The sequence below is a fragment of the Chitinophaga ginsengisegetis genome, from assembly GCF_900168065.1.
GTDB classification, from domain to species: Bacteria; Bacteroidota; Bacteroidia; order Chitinophagales; family Chitinophagaceae; genus Chitinophaga; species Chitinophaga ginsengisegetis.
In genome coordinates, this window is record NZ_FUZZ01000001.1 from 2,174,499 (window position 1) to 2,195,205 (window position 20,707).

Consider the following 20,707-nt stretch of genomic DNA (forward strand, 5'->3'; position numbering starts at 1 on the left):
GCCAAATGGCCAGGGATTTTTTTTGTATTAATAACGTCTTCCCGGCTTCGTTGTACAAAACTCTTTCCGGGCAATCTGCTTAATAAACGTCTCCGGTGAAGTTCCCAGGTAATGCTGGAAATCTTTTATTAAATGGCTCTGGTCGTGATACCCGAAATCATGGATCAGATCAAACCAGTCGATCGTATCCGCAGCATTATGCTCTATATTGTTAATCACCTGCTTGAAGCGCAGAAACCGCAGCATTTCTTTGGGAGAATAGCCTACATATTTTTTAAACCGCAGCTGCACGGTACGTTCAGACAGGTCTGCATCCGCCGCTATGGCTTTGGCCGGCTGGATCAGCGGCTCATTAAAATAATCAGCCCCGTTAAGCAGCGGCAATGCTCCTTCTTCTGCCGGATAGGTAGCCGTGGAGATATAATCCTTTAGCAGGTCTACCCTTTCTGCTGAAGAAGGTGTTCTTTTCAATACTTCCCACAAATCATCCAACTGATGTAACTGTTCGGCATTAAGGGCATCTGCCGGTACCTGGAACAGCCGGTAAAAACCATCCAGGTTAAACACCACGGCCAACAGGTCCGTTTCCGGCAGCAACTCGTAGTTCAACATCTTCCTTAAAGGCCCTAAAACAGCCACTTTATCTATCTGCATACTGCCCAGCAGGTCTGCGGCAAAAGAGAACCGCACAGGAGCGCCAAAATTGAACAGCAGCATCATTTCATAGTTAGGCGACAGGTGCGCAGTGGTGGTAACGAAATCCCCGCCGGATTGCATCACGTAAAAGTGCTTCACAATGTCCGACAATGGCGGCGAAACTTCGAAATGTGTACCTGCAAATGCCATAAGGAGCGGTTAATTTTCTTCTTCCAGATCTTCAGCTTTGAATCCCCATTCAGTCAATAGCGTCTGATATTGTTCTTCCGGCAATCCCTGTGTGTTGTAATGCCCTGCAATGGTTTTCTGGCGCATGGCCTCATAAATACTCACCGCGCAGGCTACCGAAATATTTAACGAACGGATAATACCCATCTGCGGAATAATAAAATTACCATCTGCCATTGCCCTGGCGGCATCGCTCACACCATTCTGCTCATTACCAAATACCAATGCCACAGAGCCACTGAAGTCAATATCGTAAAGACTCACCGCATCCGCGGCCAGATGCGTGGTTAATATCTTATCATACTTACTACGTAACGCGGCAAAGCAATCTGCTGCATTATCAAAATCATGTATTGTGAGCCATTGTTTGGCACTGCTGCTGCTTCTGTGGCCCCAGTTCTTTATCCGTGGCGCTTTTGATGTGATGATATAAATATCCTGTATCCCTACAGCATCGCATGTACGCATCACCGCCGACACATTATGAGGGTCCTGTACATCCTCCAGCACTACAGTTAAATTTGCCTGCCGCCTGCCCAGTACAGCTAATAATTTTTCTCTTCTTTCCGGTGTCATACGCTGAATATTAACGCAAAAATACGAAATAGTGCAGAGATGGTCCTGCACCCGCATTTCCTCGTTTACACATTATGCTTATCTTCACTCCCAAAATATAAAAAACCTATGCTCAAAAAGATCCTGAAAATTGTGGGTATCACAATGGTGGTCTTGATACTGGCCGCTATTGCCATCCCCTATTTCTTTAAAGACAAGATAATAGCGAAAGTAAAAACAGAGCTGAATAAACAGCTGAACGCCAAAGTGGATTTTAAAGATGTGGATATCAGCTTATTCCGCCACTTCCCACGGCTGGCCGTTGGCCTGGAAGACTTACAGGTGACCGGCACCGGTGAATTTGCCGCCGACACCCTTCTCGCTGTAAAACAGATAGATGTAGCCCTTAATCTCATGAGTGTGATAAAGGGAGATAAGATGGATATCTACAACATTGCACTCTTACAGCCACGCATACACGCTATTGTAAATAAAGACGGCGCTGTTAACTGGGATATCATGAAACCGGATACCGCTGCCGTAAATCCTGCCGACACCGGCAAAAGCAGCTTCGCGCTTAGTTTACAGCAATATAAAATTGAAGATGGCTGGGTGAGTTACGACGACCGCCAGGGCAACATGGAATTACTGGTTACTGGCCTGAACCACCAGGGTAAAGGCGATTTTACACAGGATCAGTTTCTCCTGCAAACCAGCACCACCGCCGGCGGCATTACCTTCCGCTATGGCCTCGTTCCTTACTTGTCGCAGGTAAAAACCACGCTGGATGCAGGTATCCAGGTAGATAATAACACCAACACCTATACGTTTAAAGATGGTAAAGCATCGCTCAACAACCTGGAACTGGCGCTGCAAGGCTTTTTCAAACTGGTAAATGATTCTACCTATGGTATGGATATGAGCTTCAAAGCTCCTTCCACCAATTTTAAAGACCTGTTGTCTTTAATACCTGCGGTATATAAAACAGATTTTGATAAGATAAAAACCAGCGGTACCGCCGCTTTTGGCGGGTTCGTAAAAGGCAATTATTCTCCCGTGCAAATGCCTTCATTTGGACTGGACCTCGCCGTAAAAGATGGTTTCTTCCAATATCCTGATCTTCCCAAACCGGTAAAAAATATCCAGATTGCTATGAAGATCAGCAACCCAGATGGCGTACCGGATCATACCGTGATAGACATGCCCACCGGTCACCTGGAAATGGATAACACTCCGCTGGACCTGCGTATGCTCGTTAAAACACCGGTATCTGATTTATATGTAGATGCAGCCGCCAAAGGCAAACTGGATCTTTCTAAAATCACCCAGTTTGTAAAACTCGAAGCAGGCACCAATTTATCCGGGTTGCTGGATGCCGATATCAGCGCCAAAGGCAACATGAGCGCCATCGAAAAACAACAGTACGATCGCTTCTATGCCGCCGGCACACTGCAACTGAGCAATATGCTCTATAAAAGCAAAGATTATCCCGATGGTGTAAAAGTGAATAATCTCTTCTTACAGTTCAACCCTAAAAACGTAACGGTAAAAGACCTTAACGGACAATACCTGGGTACTAACTTTGAAGCCAACGGGGAAGTGAATAACCTGCTCGCCTATACGTTTAAAAACGAACCGCTGGACGGACAAATGAATTTTAAAGCAGATGAAATAAATCTTGATAAATGGATGGGCACCACCAGTACCACTTCTGCCGATCCGGCCACTGCCAAAAAAGATTCCGCTGCTGCTACACCGTTTGCAGTACCCGCCAACCTGAACCTGGGACTTCAGGCCAATGTGAATAAAATCCACTATGATAAAGCCGATCTTACCAATGTATCCGGCAAGCTGCTGGTGAAAGATGAAACAGTAACCATGCAACAGCTGAAAGCCAATGCCCTGCAGGGTACTATGGAAATCAACGGCAGCTACAGCACCAAAGCCAGCAAAATAAATCCTGATATCAACCTGGCCTACGATGTGCAAAACCTGGATGTACAACAAACATTCAACACCTTCAACACCGTACAGAAATTAATGCCGATCGGTAAATTCCTTTCCGGTAAAATCACCTCGCAGTTAACCATGCACGGTAAACTGGGAAAAGATATGTCGCCCGACCTGAGTACACTTACCGGAGATGGCAACCTGCTGCTTGTACAAGGATTCCTGAAACAGTTTGCCCCGGTTGACCAGCTCGCCAACACCCTGAATGTAACACAGCTGAAAGATCTCTCGCTGCGTGACATCAAAAACTATTTCTCTTTTGAAAACGGCCGCGTAAAAGTAAACCCGTTCAAAGTAACGGTGGCCGGTATACGAATGGATATTGCCGGTTCCCACGGCTTTGACCAGTCGCTCGATTACACGCTGCAACTGGCCCTGCCACGCAGCATGATGGGCGCCGCGGGCAACACGCTGGTGAACAACCTGGCATCGCAGGCACAAAGCAAAGGTATCCCCATTAACCTGGGCGACAGCGTTCACCTGCAGGTACTGATGGCCGGAAACATCCTCAAACCCAGCGTGAAAACAGACCTGCGTGAAACAGCCAATAACCTCAAATCACAGGCAACAGAACTGGTAAAGAACAAAATTGACACCGTAAAAAATACGGTAAAGGACAGTCTTAACCAGATCAAAAATACCGCTGTCAACTCTCTGAAAGATCAACTGAAAAATCAACTCAGCGGAAAGAAAGATTCTACCAAACCAGCCACCGGCAAACCACTGGACAATGTGGGTAAACAAGCCGGCGAATCTGTGAAGAATACCCTGAACGGATTGTTTGGAAAGAAGAAACCGGCAGCGGATACTACAAAGCATTAACGCGGATGTTGTCTTTCTCAGGATTAAACTGATTATACTGATTTAGGGATTTGATCACTTTTGATTTTAAAAGATTAGGGGAGATATAAGCGGGTATATGCTTATATCTCCCCTAATCTTTTAAAATCATTTATAAAATCCAAAAATTAAAAATCAAGTTAATCAGTATAATCAGTTTAATCCTGAGAAAGACAACATCCGCGTTTTTTTTCGTAACTTATGGTAACCAAACCCCCGGACCATGTGGTTACGCTTTCTACATTCCACTTATTGTAATGCGGCTATTTTTGTGGGCATCGTCTTCTATCTCATGGGTTATTTCATACACCGTTTCCCTCCCAAAAGCACCAAATCCTGGTATGGTTACCGCAGCGTATTGTCTACCAAAACTCCTGAAATGTGGCGTTCCGCCAATGAATATGCCGCTTATATTTCGCGGCGTGTAGGCGTGATACTGGTAGTTACCGGCGTTGCATGCGCACTTCTTTTTCAAAGCCAGTCCGATTGGTTCTGGTATATCACCGTGGGCGCGGTAGTAGCTGGTACTATGTACCTGGTGGGAGATACGGAGTGGGAATTAACCCGTCATTTCGATAAAGACGGTAAGCGGATCCTTCCGGAATAAAACAAAGAAGGCGCTGCTTGCGCAACGCCTCTTCGTGTATGTACAATTATAAACCCTTCTCTTTTTATTACAGTCTGCCCTGCACATCGTGTTCTGGTACGGACTGATAATTTTCTTTCATCTTACGGAGTTTCTCTTTACCATAAGCCAAACGGGTAATCACCACGTACAGCACCGGCACTATAAAGATGGCCAGGAACGTGGCGGTGAACATACCACCCAATACGGTCCAGCCCATTGTTTTACGCGCTTCCGCACCTGCGCCGGACGAAAATACCAACGGCAGGATACCCAGCAGGAAGGCCAGGGAAGTCATGATAATAGGGCGTAAACGCAGCTTGGCTGCTTCCACGGCTGCCGTTACCAGGTCCATTCCCTTATCCACACGTTCTTTCGCAAACTCCACAATCAGGATCGCATTCTTGGCCGACAAGCCGATCAGGGTAATCAAACCGATCTGTGCATAAACGTTGTTGCTAAGTTTAGGCAGGAAGGTAAGTACCGTAATGGCCCCAAAGGCGCCAATTGGCACTGCCAGGAGTACGGAGAATGGTACGGACCAGCTCTCGTACAAAGCTGCCAGGAACAGGAACACAAAGATGATAGACAGCGCAAAGATGTAAACCGTTTTGGAACCGGACAGGATTTCCTCACGGCTCAAACCGGAGAACTCATAACCATATCCATCCGGTAATGTTTCTGCTGCTACTTCTTTTAATGCCTGGATAGCATCACCACTACTGTAACCCGGTGCAGGGTTACCATTTACTTCCGCAGAACGGAACAGGTTATAGTGGGAAATTACCGGCGCCGTTTCTATCACTTTATAGGAAGTGAGCGCACTCAATGGCACCATAGAACCCGCTGTATTGCGTACAAATAACTGGCTCAGGTTTTTGATATCTCCCCGGTAGGTAGAATCTGCCTGCGTTACCACGCGGAAGTTACGGCCGTAAATGGTGAAGTCGTTGATATACGCACTACCCATATAGGTTTGCAATGCCGTAGCAATATCAGAGATCCTGATACCCATTTTCTTCGCTTTCTCACGGTCTATGTCCAGCTGGTAACCAGGGGTGCGTGCGGTAAAGAAGGAGAATGCCATCGCTATTTCAGGACGCTTGTTGGCGGCCGCCAGGAAGTTCTGTAACACGCCTTCAAACGCCTTGATTTCACCTGCACCCTTTTGCTGTAATACAAAGGAGAAACCGGCGGTTTGTCCGAGACCCGGAATAGCCGGCGGTTGTATCACCACCGTGTTGGCTTCCTTATATTTACTGAGTGTTTTCTTCACTTTGGCTACCATGTTGGTAATTTGCAGGGAATCGGCCTCACGGTTTTTCCACGGCTCCAGTGAACAGAAGATGGTGCCACTGTTGGATTTGGTGGCAAAGCTCACCGCATTCAATCCTCCCAGCGCCGCATAGTGGGCAATACCCGGTATACTTTCCAGGTCTTTCATCATATGCGTCATTACATCCACGGTACGTTCAGTAGAAGATGATTCCGGCAAATCGAAAGTGATGATCAAACGGCCTTCATCTTCCGTAGGAATAAACCCGGTAGGTTTCGCCTTGAATAACATCATCGTACCAACGAAAATACACACCAGGATCACTATCACAAGACGGAACAGGCGGATACTCTTTTTAACTCCTATTGAATAACGGGAAGTAGTATGTCCAAACCAGCGGTTGAATTTAAAGAAGAACTTGTTGAGCCCTTTTGAATCTTTGTCCAGGTGCATCGGTTTCAGCAACAGGATACACAACGCCGGTGTTAACGACAATGCCACAAAAGCAGAGATCATTACAGAGATGGCAATGGTGATGGCAAACTGCTGATACAGGCGGCCTACGATACCTGGTATAAACCCTACCGGTACAAACACCGCCGCGAGGATAAGCGCAATCGCAATTACCGGCCCGGATATTTCTTTCATGGCCAATGCGGTAGCATCTCTCGGCGACATCTTCTCATGATCTATATTATGCTGCACGGCCTCTACCACCACGATGGCATCATCCACCACAATACCAATGGCCAGTACAAAACCGAACAAGGTGAGGGTGTTGATGGTAAATCCAAGCGGGATAAAGAAAATAAATGTAGCGATAATGGATACCGGGATAGCCAGCACCGGAATAAGTGTGGCGCGCCAGCTCTGCAGGAACAGGAATACCACGATCACTACCAGTATCAATGCTTCCACGAGGGTGTGTATCACCTCTTCAATGGATACTTTTACTACAGATACGGATTCAAACGGCACTACATAGTCCACATCCTGCGGGAATTGCTTCTTCAGCTCTTCCATCGCGGCAGTTACATTGGCGGCGGTTTCAAGGGCATTGCTGCCTGGCGCCTGGTATACCAGCAGGTAAGCGGCACGTTTGCCATCCACAAAGTTATTACCTGCATAGTTGAATTTACCCAGCTGTACGCGGGCCACATCTTTTAAGTACACCAGTGATCCATCGGACGGACGCGTTTTCACCACTATCTGTCCGAATTCTTCCGGAGAAGATAAACGTCCTTTGGTGAAGATGTTATATTCAAATGTTTGCCCGGTTTGTTGCGGAGGCGCACCTACGGAACCTGCGGTGATCTGCGCATTCTGTTCTGCCAGCGCTGCGCGGACATCATCGGCAGTTACGCCCATTTCCGCGAGTTTATCGGGCTTCAGCCAGATACGCATACTGAAATCATCTGCACGGGTAAAGATATCACCCACCCCTTTCGCACGCAGCAATGCATCCTTTACGTATACGTTGGTGTAGTTATCCAGGAAGGTAATATCGTGTGTGCCTTTGGGTGAGTACAAGGCCACCAGCATGAGAATGCTGGGATTACGTTTTCTAACGGTTAAGCCCAAACGCTGTACTTCCTGCGGCAGGGTAGGTTGCGCAATACCCACACGGTTCTGCACATCCAGTGCGGCAATGTTGATGTCGGTACCTACTTCAAAGTTTACCGTCATACTCATCTGACCACTGCTGGTGTTATTGGTGTTGATATAGGTCATGCCCGGCGTACCATTCACCTGCACTTCCACGGGTGTGGCAACGGTTTGTTCTACCGTTTGTGCATCCGCACCGGTATAGGTACCTGTTACCTGTACAGTGGGCGGCGAAATTTCCGGATACTGGCCAATGGCCAGGTTCATCATCGCCAATATCCCCACCAGTACCAGTACTATAGATATTACTATAGCCGTTACGGGTCGTTTTATAAAAGTATCTGCAATCATGATCTTCTGCTGTTGATTCTACTGATAAACTATTTCTTCGCAGGCGCGCCTGTTGGAGCGGCTGGTATTCCTATCTGTATTTTGCCGCCATCGCGCAAGCGCTGGAAGCCTTCTGTAATCACTTTGTCGCCGGCCTGAACACCATCCATGATCACGATCCTGTCGCCGATTTTTGGGCCGAGATGTACTTTCTGCTGCGCTGCCACAGAATCTTTTGCGATGAATACAAAGTATTCACCCATCTGCTCTGTGATCGCTTTATAAGGGATGATCAGTCTTTCGCCGGATTGTTCATTCAGTACGCGCAATACGCAGCTCATACCATCTTTCAGCCGGTCGTCCGGATTATTGAATTCGATACGCACGCGGATGGTACCGGTCTGGTTATCCACACCGCGGTCGATCGCGAGGATCTTACCGGCATGAACGAATTCTGTACCGTCAGACAACTGCAAACGGAAAGTAGAGTCGCTGGCTTTGCCGCCCTGCATCGCAGCAAAACGGGAGATATCATTTTCTGTTACCACGAAATCAACACCTATGGGATTTTCGCTGGAGATGGTATTCAGCAGCGTGGTGCCGGGGCTCACCTGTGCACCCAGCTTTACCTGTGAAATACCAATACGTCCGGTAAACGGCGCTTTGATCAGGGAATAATCCAGGTCAGTACGAACCGCTGCGAGATTGGCTTCTGCTGCGGCCAGCTGGCTGCGGGAAGTTTCCAGGGTAGCTTTCGCGTTATCCAGGATCTGACGGGCTACCGCGTCCTGGTCGGCCAGCCGCTGGTAACGGTCGTCATCTTTTTTTGCCCTGTCGAAGCTCGCTCTTGCACTCGCCACATTCGCCTGCGCCTGCAGATAAGCCGCTTCATATTTACGACGGTCTATTTCATACAGGGTCTTTCCTTTCTGCACCACTTCGCCTTCCTTAAAAAAGATCCCGGTAATAAACCCTGACACCTGGGAACGCAGTTCCACCTGGTTCAACGCTACTACCGTGGCGGGATATTTATCATAATAAACGGCCGGTGCTACGGATGCCTCCGTAATATTTACCGGTGTAGGGGGCATAGCAGGCACTCCTTTCTGGGCAGGACCTTTACAGGCAGTAAAGCCCAGGATACTGGCAGCGCTGATTAAGACAATGTTGTTCATTTTTTTCATATCCGTTCCGGTTACCATTTAATAATTAGCTGTTAAGGTTCCTAATGCTTTTTGCAGGTCTATCCGGCTGGACAGTACCTGGTACATGGAATTATAAAAATTCAGTTGTGCAGAGCGCAGTTCTGTTTCAGACACCAGTACATCGAGATAAGTTTTGATTCCTTCCTTATACTGCAATTGCAACATATCGTATACATCCTGTGCCATCTGTACATTCTCTTTCAATGTGAGATAGTCGTTGTAGTTACTTTTATACGTAGCCATCGCCTGCGCATACTGTGAATTGATCTGGCTTCTTAAAGCCGCGAAATCCCACTGTGTGCGCTGGATCTGGAGTTCGGCCATGCGGATGTTATGTACTCTTTTTCCTCCCTGGAAAATGGGTAAGGATAATTTTAATCCCAGTAAAGAGTTAGGAAAATTTTCGCTGTATAGTTTACCAAACTGCTCGTTCTGATAAGCAAAAGAGTAGTTAACAAAAGCAGATACAGTGGGCAGGTAACTCCATTTATTATACTTCAGGTTAGCCTGCAGCAAACTTTGTTGCGTTTCAAGTAACTGGTATTCGATGCGGTTTTTGTAGTCGGCTGTCAGCAGTGTATCTGCGCCGGTTACTTCTGCAGCTACAGCAGAAGAGTCCTGCGTTAACGGCACATCGCCGCTGTTCAGCGGATATCCCATCAGTTCCTTCAGGTACGCCTGTTTGGAAGTGAGCAGTTCGCGTGCCGCCTTCTGTTGTGCGTGGGCATTGTTCAGCGAAATGGTAGCGCGCTTGGCGTCGGTTTTATCCACGATGCCACTGGCGTACTGGTTGTTTGCATCTTTCAGGCTGCGTTCCAGGCGGGTAATGTCTTCGTTCAATACCTTGATCTGTTCTGTGGTGAGGAGTACATCATAATAAGCCTTGCTCACATCTGCCACCAGGTCTATCTGGTTGCGTGCAGTGGTTTGCCGGCTTTGTTTTCGTACATCCCTTGCCGTATTAGTGGCCAGTAAGAGGTCGCGGGTAAAGAGGTTCTGATTCAGCCCGAATTGCGCGGTAGAAGTATTGGACACACCTACTTTAGTAGGGTTGCCACCAAAAACAGAGGTAGGCAGTTCCAGGTAATGCTGGATATTATAATCCAGGTTGATCTGTGGATACCAGTCGGCCAGCTTACTTTTCACTGTTCTGTCGGTAATCGCTTCATCGATGCGCGATTGCCTGATGACCGGCTGGTGGGAAAGGGCATACCGTACACATTCCTGCAGGGTAGCGCTGGTTAACAGAGAGTCCGTAGATTGCTGTGCAAATACCTGCGGGGATATAAATAATCCGCACGCCACAGCTAACAAATAAAATGCTCTTTTCATAAAAGGCTTTTGACATTCAGTTCATCATTGTACCAATCGAAAGAAAATAATGTATGCATCGCTTCTTTAATGGCATAGCATTATCATCCCGTATTTGTTGCAACGCTGTGCGCATTACAACATTTTTAATTGCCGCAAAAACATGTCAGGCTGTAATAGTTACAGCAAACAGGTAGGTTGATAAGAGAGTTGCGAATTCAAAAATCTTCTGAAACTTTATCTGCACGGTTTCAAGGATGGTTCCAGGTATCTGAATACAACGTATAACAGCGAAGTAGGTGAACAACAAATGATTCTGTTGCTTAGGTAAAACGAATTCGGGCGCTAAGATAACGTTATGAAAACAAAAATCCACCCTTTGGGTGGATTTTAACAAATAAGTGAAAATCAGTTCCGGTCATCCTTTATTACGACCGCTGACAATATGTTTTTCCGCATGATAGGAGGATCTTACTAACGGTCCTGACTCTACGTAGTCGAGTCCCATGTTGTAACCTATCTCGCGTAATTCTGCAAATTCATCAGGATGAACGAAGCGGGCAACAGGCAAATGTTTGGGTGTTGGCTGGAGATACTGACCCAGCGTTACCACATCACAACCGTTGTCGTACAAATCCTGCATGGCCTGTACCACTTCTTCTTTTGTTTCACCCAAACCAAGCATGATACCGCTCTTGGTGCGCATGCCACCTTCTTTCAGGCGACGGATCACTTCCAGGCTGCGGTGATATTTGGCCTGTATCCTCACCTGTTTGGTTAAACGTTCTACCGTTTCCAGGTTATGTGATACAATTTCAGGCGCCACATCAATGATACGCTGGAGGTTTTCCCATTGACCACGGAAATCCGGGATCAGGGTTTCCATTGTTGTTTCCGGGTTCAATGCCCTTACGGCATTGATGGTATTGGCCCAGATGATGGAACCGCCGTCTTTCAGTTCATCCCTGTCTACAGAGGTGATAACGGCATGTTTTACTTTCATCAGGTAAATGGCTTCTGCCACGCGCTGTGGTTCATCAAAGTCCACTGCTTCCGGACGGCCGGTGGCTACGGCACAAAAACCGCAGCTACGGGTACAGATATTTCCCAGGATCATGAAAGTGGCGGTACCGGCTCCCCAGCACTCGCCCATATTGGGACAGTTACCACTTTCGCAGATCGTATGTAATTTATGGGTATCTACCAGGTTTCTAACCTGTTTATAGTTCTCGCCTATGGGTAATTTAACGCGCAGCCAGTCTGGCTTTTTTACTCTTGTTGTAGCCGGTTCGGCGGCTATTACGGGTAGTTCTTGCATCGCTTATTCCTTTCTTTAGAAGAGCAAAGTTAATACTTATCTCTTATTCCAGCGCTTCCCGAATTGGATGCTGACATATGCATTAAAAAAGAACTGTTTATTTGGGTCAACGCCATCTACTGCCACCATAATAGGGATCTTTTTGGTGTAGTATTCACCGTTTACTCCTATTTCCAGGGCGCTCACCACCTCGTTAAAGTGGGCCCAGTCGAACCGCATGCCCAATTTGGCATGTAAACCCGGTACCACACTGAGATTGCTCCAGCCCTTTCCAAAACCGCCGGCGCCGTTAATCTGTTCCTTATGCAGAAAGAGGTCCGCGGTTTCCGGGGTGTATTTGATATCCACATTCTCACCGTTTTCATCCTGCACATTCAGGTAGTAAGGTTTCACCAGCCCCAGGGATAAGCCGCCGTAATAGATGGCGTCTACTTCTACCCCGTTTTTATTGGCTTTGCCGCCGATCAGGTACCGTTGGCCCACACCCAGCTTAGCCTGGTAGAAATTATTCTGTTTGCCGTATATAAAAGGACGTTGGGTAAATGCGTAACCGCTGTTGATCTTTACTTCCTTGTTACTTTTCTTCTCTCCAAACTCAAACTGGAAATAATTCACCTTTTTCCTCGTTTTCCGGTATCCCAGTTCCGCAAAACCAGACCATCCGTCGGTATTCAGCCGGGCGCCCGCGGAAAAGTCGCGCTGGAAAACATTCTCCCCCTCTTCCTGTTCACGGAAAATGGAAATCTTCTTCAGCTTACGCTGTTCCTTGTCACTTTTCTTCGTGCTTTGCTGCTGCCGTGAGGTAGATTGCGCAAATAAGCCGCCGGATATTGTTGCTAAAAACAGGATTAAGTATATTTTTTTCACAGTGGGCTATTATTATAATAAATAAACGCTTGAACAAAGGTATTGTTATGTATATATTACAAACGTAGCTAATTTTTTTTTAGTTTACCAGGGCCTTCACTACCAGGGGATACACTTATAATAAAAATACATTTAATTTTACGGATTGATCATTTAAAAAGATATCATGCAAACAGCATCTATTATCTATACCGGCGAACTTCGTACAACCGCCACCCATCTGCAATCAGGCACTGTTATCGATACCGATGCACCTGTTGATAACCGTGGCAAGGGAGAAAGATTTTCCCCTACTGATCTGGTGGCCACCGCCCTCGGTTCCTGCATGCTCAGCATCATGGGCATCAAGGCGCTGGACAATAACTGGGCTATTGAAGGCACCAAAGTAAGCGTTCAGAAAATAATGGGTTCTGATCCCCGCCGTATTACCGGCGTAACCATTGTATTCGATTTCCCTGCGGGCCACACCCTCGGCGAAAAGGAAAGAACCATTCTGGAAAGAGCAGCGCTCACCTGCCCTGTGGCAAAGAGCGTGCATCCGGATATTGTGCAGGATGTAACTTTTAACTGGTAAGAAATTACAGCGGATTTTGTTTTTTTAAGAAGACAAAATCCGCTGCGCTCTCCCTGCTCAGGTGCCCGCGATAATCTTCACTCCTATCGCGCAATGCAGGCACTTTTTCTCATCACAGTAGTGCTGCTTCAGCTGCAATAATGCCTGTGATTCCATCGCGCTTTCCTGCGTAATACCCAATTGGCTCCAGCTGCTGGTGATGTGGTTCTTTTCCGGCGGCAGCTGCTGCAGGAAATGCAACGCTTTTTCCTGGTAATATTTCCCATTCTTATCCTGTCCGTACAGGAACAGCAAAGGTAACACAGTGTTGATCAGGATACCCTGTACGGCCTGTTTCCCGGGCCGCTGCGTACGGTTTACGGGATGTCCGAAGCGGTAATGCGTATGCCAGTACGCCGATGGCTGTACGAAGAACAGCTGTTCCAGCGCCGTTACGTCAGGGGCGTCCAGTATCCGGGAAAACAGGTGAGGGGATTGCTGCAACAACGCGGCGAAAGTAGCCAGCCGCATGGTAGGGAAGGCGGCGGGCCGCATCCGCAGCCAGTTCCATTGATGACCGGCCATAGGGCTTAGCCGGAACTTATGTTGCAGGTGCCCGTAAACATCCTGTAACTGTAACGCATATCCGTCTGTTTGGGGCGTTTCCAGCATCCCGGCCTGACCAAACAACAGGGCCTCCAGCTGGAGCAGCAGATGCCGGTACCGCATCAGCATTTTATAGGGCAGCGACTGTGCCACCTGCAGGAACGGCAGGGCATTTACGGGCGTACCATAACTTTGCGCCACTGCCCAGTAGCACACTTCTTCCCAGTTGTAACGGTTGTGCTGCAGCCAGGCCCGCAGGCTGCCGATCTTACGTTCCCAGCGCTCCGCCAGCAACCGCTCTTTCCAGCTGAGCCAGATAAGCGACGGCACCTGGGAAGCATGCGGCGCACACGGTACAAAGGGCGACAACCGCCGCAGCTCCTCATACCGCTGCAGGAGCAGCTTGGGAATATGCTGCTGCAGTTCCAGGCAGGGCGCCTCCCTGATCCCGACGGCGGGCATGTCGTGTACAAACACCACGTGCAGGATGATACGCCCGTATTGGGGATTGTGCTGGTGCCCATGCCGGAACCAGTCGGATGTACGCAGGTGCAGCTCCACCTGGCCTACCCAGAGGGTAGCCCCGATCCTGATTTTTGCGGCCGAAAAATCCGGCCCGCCATTGTGGTTGTGAATACCGGGAAACAGTACCTGTACTGATTCTCCGCCGGTAGTGGTTAGATGATCCTGCTTAAATAGCCGGAATGCCCAGATGTGCTGGAACAGCTCTTCTGAGAGCAACGGGTTAACAAACATAAGAGATATGGTTGGGTACAAAATAATATCATCCAAAGGTAATAAAACATCGATTAATAAATAAATTCCAACTCCAATTTGGAAATCTGCTCAAAGTGATATTACCTTTGCGCCAGTTCTTACACATCACTTATCCAGAAAGGCGGAGGGACTTGGCCCTGCGATGCCTTAGCAACCTTTCCTGATTATTACAATCAGGAAAAAGGTGCTAATTCCTGCCCCGGTGCAAATCGGGGAAAGATAAGTTGGCAGAGATAATACTTCACAGATATATATAACTTTCTAAAGGAGCTCTTCCAACAATCGGGAGAGCTTTTTTTATGCCCCTTCCCCACCCCTTTCATGGATTTGTTGTTGTTTAAGTTGATCTTTAATGATATCGTTGCAGTTGGCAATTGTGCACATTGAACATCATTAAAAATAATTTATAACATGAAAACAGCTACACAACTGATTCATAGCATACCGGTAGACGAACTGACAGGCGCCATTTCTGTGCCTATCTATCAAACGTCCACTTTCGTGCAGGAATCACCCGGCATCAATAAAGGCTTTGAGTTTTCGCGGGCAAACAATCCCACGAGAAAAGTGCTGGAAGACCTCATCTGCAACCTGGAAGAAGGGTTTGCCGGATTTGCGTTTGCCAGTGGCATGTCGGCCATAGATGCGGTGCTGAAGCTGTTAAAGACCGGCGATGAAATCATGGCCGTGGAAGACACCTACGGTGGCATCTTCCAGATCTTTAACCACATGTTTGAACGCTTTGGCATCAAAGTGAATTTTGTAGATACCAGCAACCTCGATAAAGTATTGGCCGCCATTACGCCCAATACAAAAATCATCTGGCTGGAATCCCCTACCAATCCTACTTTGCGCGTTTCTGATATTAAATCTATCAGCAAAATCGCTAAACAACATAATATCCTGCTGGCGGTAGACAATACCTTCAGCACACCATTACTGCAACAGCCGTTAACGCTGGGCGCCGACCTGGTGATCCACAGCGCTTCCAAATACCTCGCAGGACACTGTGATGTGATTGCCGGCCTCGTAGTAGTAAACTCAAAAACACTGGCAGACCAGATCCGGTATAACCAGAATATTTCCGGTAGTATCCTCAGCCCGTTTGAAGCATGGCTCACCATACGCGGTATTGAAACATTATACCTGCGCCTGGAAAAACAATGCAGCAACGCCAATGCCATCGCCAACTGGCTGGCCGCACATCCCGCGGTGGATAAAGTGTTTTATCCCGGACTGGCCACACATAAAAACCATCACATTGCCCGTAAACAACAAAAAAATTACGGCGCACTGGTGAGCTTTTCCCTGAAAAGCGACAATATCAAAAATGCGATCCGTATCGTAAACGCCACCAAATTATTTAAGCTGGCAGAAAGCTTTGGCGGCGTGAAAAGCATGCTGGCCCATCCGGCCACCATGACGCATCGTACCATTCCGGAAGAATTCCGGAGAAAAACAGGTCTGCAGGACTCCTGCATCCGTTTATCAGTAGGCATCGAAGATGCCGATGACCTGATCAACGACCTGAAACAGGCGCTGGATAAATTAAACCATCCGGCCGGCAAGCAAATTACTGTTTTACAATAAGCCGCTGGCGGTTAGCACATCTCTTTCAATGTTCAGAACCTGATCATCTCTGCACAGCGAAAGACTGACTACTACGGCTGAAAGCTCAAAAAAAAGTATGGAAAACAAGATCATCAATTTAGGCATTTTCGGATTCGGCGTCGTAGGACAAGGACTCTATGAAGTTTTGAACAGAACAAAAGGTATTAATGCACGGATCAAAAAAATCTGTATTAAAGACCCTAATAAATCAAGACCTATCGATAGCAGTTACTTTACGACAGATAAAAATGAAATCCTCGAAGATCCTACCATTGACGTAGTAGTAGAACTGATCAATGACACTGAAGCAGCTTTTGAAATAGTGAGCAAAGCGCTCCGCAACGGCAAAGCCGTAGTAAGCGCCAGCAAACGTATGATCGCTGAAAACCTGCCCGCACTCTACCAGCTGCAGGCAGAAAACAAAGTGCCATTCCTGTATGAAGCGTCCAGCTGTGCGAGTATTCCCATTATCCGCAACCTGGAAGAATATTATGACAACGACCTGCTCAATGCCGTAGAAGGTATCTGTAACGGATCTACGAATTATATTCTTACTAAAATATTTGAAGAGAACCTCAGCTTTGCCACTGCCCTGCAACAGGCCCAGGACCTGGGTTTCGCGGAAACAGATCCTACACTCGACATCGAAGGATATGACCCGAAATTCAAAATAGTGATCCTGCTGCTGCACGCATTCGGCACCTTTGTGAAACCGGAAGAAGTATTCAACTTCGGGATTCATCACCTCAATGATTTTGATATACAGTTTGCCAAACAAAGAAACTGTACCATCAAACTGATTGCACAATGCCGCCGTCAGAACGGTAACGTATTTGCATACGTATTGCCGCATCTCATTAAGGAACACAACCTGCTCTACGATGTGTATAACGAATACAATGGCATCCTGCTGGAAAGCGCATTCACCGATAAACAGTTCTTTGTAGGTAAAGGCGCCGGCGGTACTGCTACGGGTAGCGCTGTATTATCCGATATCTCTGCCCTGTTATACAACTACCGCTACGAGTACAAAAAGATCAAACAAAACAATCAGCCCAGCTTTACCAATGATGTAAAACTGAAAGTATACCTGCGCTACAAAACACCCGACCAGGTAGATCTGGCAGAGTTCTTTAATATCTCTGAAAAATATGAATCTACTGAATGGCGTTATGTGGTAGGTACTATCAACTTACAGAAACTGAGAGAAGCCGGCTGGCTGAAAAATAAAGATGTGAATATTCTCGTATTGGAATAAAGAAATGTAATAAGCAAAAACCAATCATGAAAACGGCGCAGTTCCCTGCGCCGTTCCTGTTGCTTAAAAATTTTCCAGTTCTTCCACTACCCTGCTTACGGGCAGCCCCATTACATTATAGAAGCAACCGTTAATACTGTCTATACCCACAGCGCCGATCCATTCCTGGATCGCATAAGCGCCGGCTTTATCAAAAGGTTTGTACTTATCCACGTAAAAAGTGATCTGACCGGTAGTTAACGCCTTAAAATGTACCGCCGTTGTTTTGGAAAAAGCAACCTCCTTTTCCCCCTGCTGGATTATAACGCCGGTGACTACACGATGTTCACGTCCGCTGAGGCGTGATAAAATGTCAATGGCGTCTTCACGGTCTTTGGGCTTGCCGATAATATTGTTATCCAGTACTACTACCGTATCGGCAGCAATGATAATATCGCCGGCTTCACACAGCTCCTGCACAGCGGCCGCTTTCTGACGCGCAATATGAACAGGAATATCCGGTATGGCCAGTTCGGGAGGAAAAGTTTCTGCGGTTTCTACCACCTTCACCTGGAAAGGGATGCCGGCCTGCTCCAGCAGCTGCTTTCTGCGCGGCGACTGCGAGGCCAGGATAACGGGTGCGCGGTTATACATCTTTATAAATAAAGTTTAAAAAATATCATGGATAAAATACCGGTAAGCATAATCACTTTTACCAGGGAACTCACCCGGTGATAATGTTCCGGGAGGTTTGCTTTTTTTAGCACCAGGTAAATATATACGCAGGGCACCTGTACAAACAGCAATAAATAACCGATAGCAACATACCAGCCCAGGATCCACACGCGGATTTCCACCAGGAGAATAATAATGATCAGCGCCAGCAGCAGCGCATTACAAAAACGTTTGGCGGCCAGCACTCCCCAGACAATGGGCAGGGTGCGGCATCCGTCTTTGCTGTCGCCCATCATATCTTCCAGGTCTTTCACAATTTCCCTGACCATAGAAATGAGGAACGCAAACAGCGCATACACACCTATTATCTGGATCAGCTTTCTGCCGGTGGGCGACATGATAGCTTCAAAACTATGATAGATCTGTTTTTCATAAAATCCTACCACCACTACTGCCAGGGCAGTTAGTAACGAAATAACCACATTCCCGATCAGCACCTGTCTTTTAAAAGAAGTAGAATAAAACCAGAGTAGCAGGGAACAGATCACCTGGGTGAAGCCGAGGTAAAACTGTCCTGTTTTCCACGCTACCAGGAAACCCAGCGACACGCCGGCCAGGTTAAGCATGGTGTGCCAGGCCATTGCCCAGCGGCGGCTGATAATTTTGTCCAGCACCATTTTATCCGGCTTATTAACAATGTCTATGTTGATATCAAAATAGTCGTTGATAATATAGCCGGCAGCAGCCACCAGTACGGTAGACAGGCTCAGTAAAATAAATTGGGGAACCGGCAGTGACGGCTCTTCGCCGGAGCTGCGTAAAACCGGCTCTACTACGCAATATTGCAGTAAAAACTGGGTGAGGCCAATATATATCAGATTCGGGTACCTGATCAGTTTAAAAAATGCAGCCCAGAGCTTCATAGTTTTCTCTTTTATTATTTCGATGCTATTCCTTCATCCATTAACCAATGTCCGTTCAGTTTCAATACTTTTTCCATGACTTCCCTCACGCAGCCGTGGCCTCCGGGCAATGGGGACACGTACCTGGAAATACTTTTTATTTCAGCCGCCGCATCTGCGGGGCAGGTGGGCAAAGCCACCAGTTGCATAGGCAGATAATCCGGGATATCATCTCCCATATATAATATCTCTTCCCAGCGAAGATCATTTTCAAAAACATAATCCTGCAGCTTCTCCTGCTTATCGTGTACGCCGGTGAAGATATCTTTTATACCAAGTCCCTGTAACCTGCTCACCACACTTTCTGATTTTCCTCCGGAGATAATCACCACACGATAACCTTTTTTTACCGCCAGCTGTAAAGCATAACCATCCTTAATGTTCATCCTGCGGGACATTTCGCCACCCGGCAGCAATTGCAGGGTGCCATCGGTGAGTACACCATCCACGTCCAGCACAAAGGTGGTGATAGATTTAAATAAAGCCAATACGTTCATGGGGCCAAAAATAGCCAATTACGCATTAACAATCGCTTATTCTCTATTTATTATGGAACTGGTAAATGGCGTCAGACATCACCTGGTAAACCAGTTGCAGATAGGGATCACCGGCCAGCAATTCGCGGTGGAGGCTCATGGTGGTTTCATCCTGGCGCAGCGCCGGACCGGTTTGTACCGACTCCGGTGCAAATTTTTCCAGCCGGTCGAAAGTTTCCTTTATAATAGGTTGCAGCAAATTAAAGTCAAGCTGCTCTTTTTCACAATACGCCTTTGCCTGCGCAATCAGGTGATTGGTAAAATTATTACACAATACAGCCGTGAGGTGATATTTCAGCCGCTGTTCCGAAGTAGTAATGGTAACGCTGCCGGAAATGCTCTGGGCCAGCGATTGCAGCCGCCGCAGCACTTCGTCGTTGCTGGCTTCCAGCATCACCGGGATAGGCGGATAGCTCTTCACCTCCTTGCGGATCGATTGTAAGGGGTATACCACGCCGGTATTAGACGATATCCGGGAGATAGCTGCCAGGGGTACAGCCCCTGCTGTATGCGCCACCATACGCTTTCCTAAGCGCAGCTGGTCGTTCAGTTCCGGGATGGCAGCATCACTTACCGCGAGCAGGTACACATCTGCGTCCATATTTATATCCTGCAGATCATCTGTATAACCTGCGTGGAGCATTTCTCCCAGTTCCCTGGCGTGTTCCTTGTTCCGGCTCAGCACCTGTTTTACCTGGTGACCATGAATTTTTAAGAGGTGTCCGAAACAATGCGCAACATTGCCAGTGCCAACGATAACTACATCCATTATAATTAATTTTAAAATAACAAACCGCCGGTATCCATCTGATTCGTGGTTTCTAATATACGTGTTTTAGCGGGTCCCCGTTTTTTTCATTACATTACAACGTATTTTAACGTTTAAAAGTGGCCTTATTTTTTAATTTGAAGGTACTTTTATA

17 protein-coding genes and 1 riboswitch are annotated in these 20,707 nt (G+C 47.3%); of the genes, 5 read left to right on the plus strand and 12 right to left on the minus strand.

Features of this window, described 5'->3' with window-relative positions:
* Positions 1-27: 27 nt before the first annotated feature.
* Positions 28-846, minus strand: a complete 819-nt coding sequence (locus B5Z18_RS08635; protein WP_079468964.1) for an AraC family transcriptional regulator — start codon at positions 844-846, stop codon at positions 28-30.
* Positions 847-855: 9 nt separating this feature from the next.
* Positions 856-1,461 (minus strand): TrmH family RNA methyltransferase, encoded by a 606-nt coding sequence (locus B5Z18_RS08640; protein WP_079468965.1) that lies wholly within the window; start codon positions 1,459-1,461, stop codon positions 856-858.
* 108 nt (positions 1,462-1,569) lie between these two features.
* Between B5Z18_RS08640 and B5Z18_RS08645 the strand changes: the two genes are divergently transcribed.
* Complete coding sequence (locus tag B5Z18_RS08645) at positions 1,570-4,272, plus strand: AsmA family protein (RefSeq protein WP_159454239.1); 2,703 nt, start codon at positions 1,570-1,572, stop codon at positions 4,270-4,272.
* Positions 4,273-4,513: 241 nt separating this feature from the next.
* On the plus strand, positions 4,514-4,897 hold the full coding sequence (locus B5Z18_RS08650; RefSeq protein ID WP_079468967.1) for an SdpI family protein: 384 nt from the start codon (positions 4,514-4,516) through the stop codon (positions 4,895-4,897).
* Between the two features lie 67 nt (positions 4,898-4,964).
* Here B5Z18_RS08650 and B5Z18_RS08655 read toward each other — a convergent pair whose 3' ends face one another.
* The 5 genes from B5Z18_RS08655 to B5Z18_RS08680 form a co-directional block, all read right to left on the minus strand.
* Positions 4,965-8,147, minus strand: a complete 3,183-nt coding sequence (locus B5Z18_RS08655; RefSeq protein WP_079468968.1) for an efflux RND transporter permease subunit — start codon at positions 8,145-8,147, stop codon at positions 4,965-4,967.
* Between the two features lie 29 nt (positions 8,148-8,176).
* Positions 8,177-9,310: an efflux RND transporter periplasmic adaptor subunit gene (locus tag B5Z18_RS08660; RefSeq protein ID WP_079470013.1), complete on the minus strand. Its 1,134-nt coding sequence runs from the start codon at positions 9,308-9,310 to the stop codon at positions 8,177-8,179.
* 18 nt (positions 9,311-9,328) lie between these two features.
* Entirely contained in the window at positions 9,329-10,663 is a 1,335-nt protein-coding gene (locus B5Z18_RS08665; protein WP_079468969.1) for a TolC family protein, read from the minus strand.
* A gap of 397 nt (positions 10,664-11,060) precedes the next feature.
* Positions 11,061-11,960, minus strand: a complete 900-nt coding sequence (lipA, locus tag B5Z18_RS08675) for a lipoyl synthase (protein WP_079468971.1) — start codon at positions 11,958-11,960, stop codon at positions 11,061-11,063.
* A gap of 36 nt (positions 11,961-11,996) precedes the next feature.
* Positions 11,997-12,827: a hypothetical protein gene (locus B5Z18_RS08680; protein WP_079468972.1), complete on the minus strand. Its 831-nt coding sequence runs from the start codon at positions 12,825-12,827 to the stop codon at positions 11,997-11,999.
* Between the two features lie 166 nt (positions 12,828-12,993).
* Between B5Z18_RS08680 and B5Z18_RS08685 the strand changes: the two genes are divergently transcribed.
* Positions 12,994-13,401 carry an OsmC family protein gene (locus B5Z18_RS08685; protein ID WP_079468973.1) on the plus strand — a complete coding sequence of 136 codons (408 nt, stop codon included), beginning with the start codon at positions 12,994-12,996 and terminating at the stop codon, positions 13,399-13,401.
* 57 nt (positions 13,402-13,458) lie between these two features.
* Here the strand turns inward: B5Z18_RS08685 and B5Z18_RS08690 are convergent, their stop codons facing one another.
* Positions 13,459-14,742 (minus strand): DUF2851 family protein, encoded by a 1,284-nt coding sequence (locus B5Z18_RS08690; protein ID WP_079468974.1) that lies wholly within the window; start codon positions 14,740-14,742, stop codon positions 13,459-13,461.
* A gap of 127 nt (positions 14,743-14,869) precedes the next feature.
* Positions 14,870-14,989, plus strand: a riboswitch (SAM riboswitch).
* A 185-nt stretch (positions 14,990-15,174) separates the two neighbouring features.
* Here B5Z18_RS08690 and B5Z18_RS08695 point away from each other — a divergent pair.
* Together B5Z18_RS08695 and B5Z18_RS08700 are read left to right on the plus strand one after the other, a co-directional pair.
* Positions 15,175-16,353: a trans-sulfuration enzyme family protein gene (locus tag B5Z18_RS08695; RefSeq protein WP_079468975.1), complete on the plus strand. Its 1,179-nt coding sequence runs from the start codon at positions 15,175-15,177 to the stop codon at positions 16,351-16,353.
* 97 nt (positions 16,354-16,450) lie between these two features.
* The gene (locus B5Z18_RS08700) at positions 16,451-17,632 is read left to right on the plus strand and encodes a homoserine dehydrogenase (RefSeq protein ID WP_079468976.1); all 1,182 of its coding nucleotides are present in this window, start codon (positions 16,451-16,453) and stop codon (positions 17,630-17,632) included.
* A 63-nt stretch (positions 17,633-17,695) separates the two neighbouring features.
* Here B5Z18_RS08700 and B5Z18_RS08705 read toward each other — a convergent pair whose 3' ends face one another.
* The 4 genes from B5Z18_RS08705 to B5Z18_RS08720 are packed head-to-tail and all read right to left on the minus strand — an operon-like array spanning position 17,696 to position 20,553.
* On the minus strand, positions 17,696-18,265 hold the full coding sequence (locus B5Z18_RS08705) for a Maf family protein (RefSeq protein ID WP_079468977.1): 570 nt from the start codon (positions 18,263-18,265) through the stop codon (positions 17,696-17,698).
* Between the two features lie 2 nt (positions 18,266-18,267).
* The gene (locus tag B5Z18_RS08710; protein ID WP_079468978.1) at positions 18,268-19,209 is read right to left on the minus strand and encodes a geranylgeranylglycerol-phosphate geranylgeranyltransferase; all 942 of its coding nucleotides are present in this window, start codon (positions 19,207-19,209) and stop codon (positions 18,268-18,270) included.
* A gap of 14 nt (positions 19,210-19,223) precedes the next feature.
* Positions 19,224-19,745, minus strand: coding sequence for a KdsC family phosphatase (locus tag B5Z18_RS08715; RefSeq protein WP_079470014.1), 522 nt, complete (start codon positions 19,743-19,745; stop codon positions 19,224-19,226).
* A 43-nt stretch (positions 19,746-19,788) separates the two neighbouring features.
* Positions 19,789-20,553 (minus strand): Rossmann-like and DUF2520 domain-containing protein, encoded by a 765-nt coding sequence (locus tag B5Z18_RS08720; protein ID WP_079468979.1) that lies wholly within the window; start codon positions 20,551-20,553, stop codon positions 19,789-19,791.
* Between the last annotated feature and the right edge of the window lie 154 nt (positions 20,554-20,707).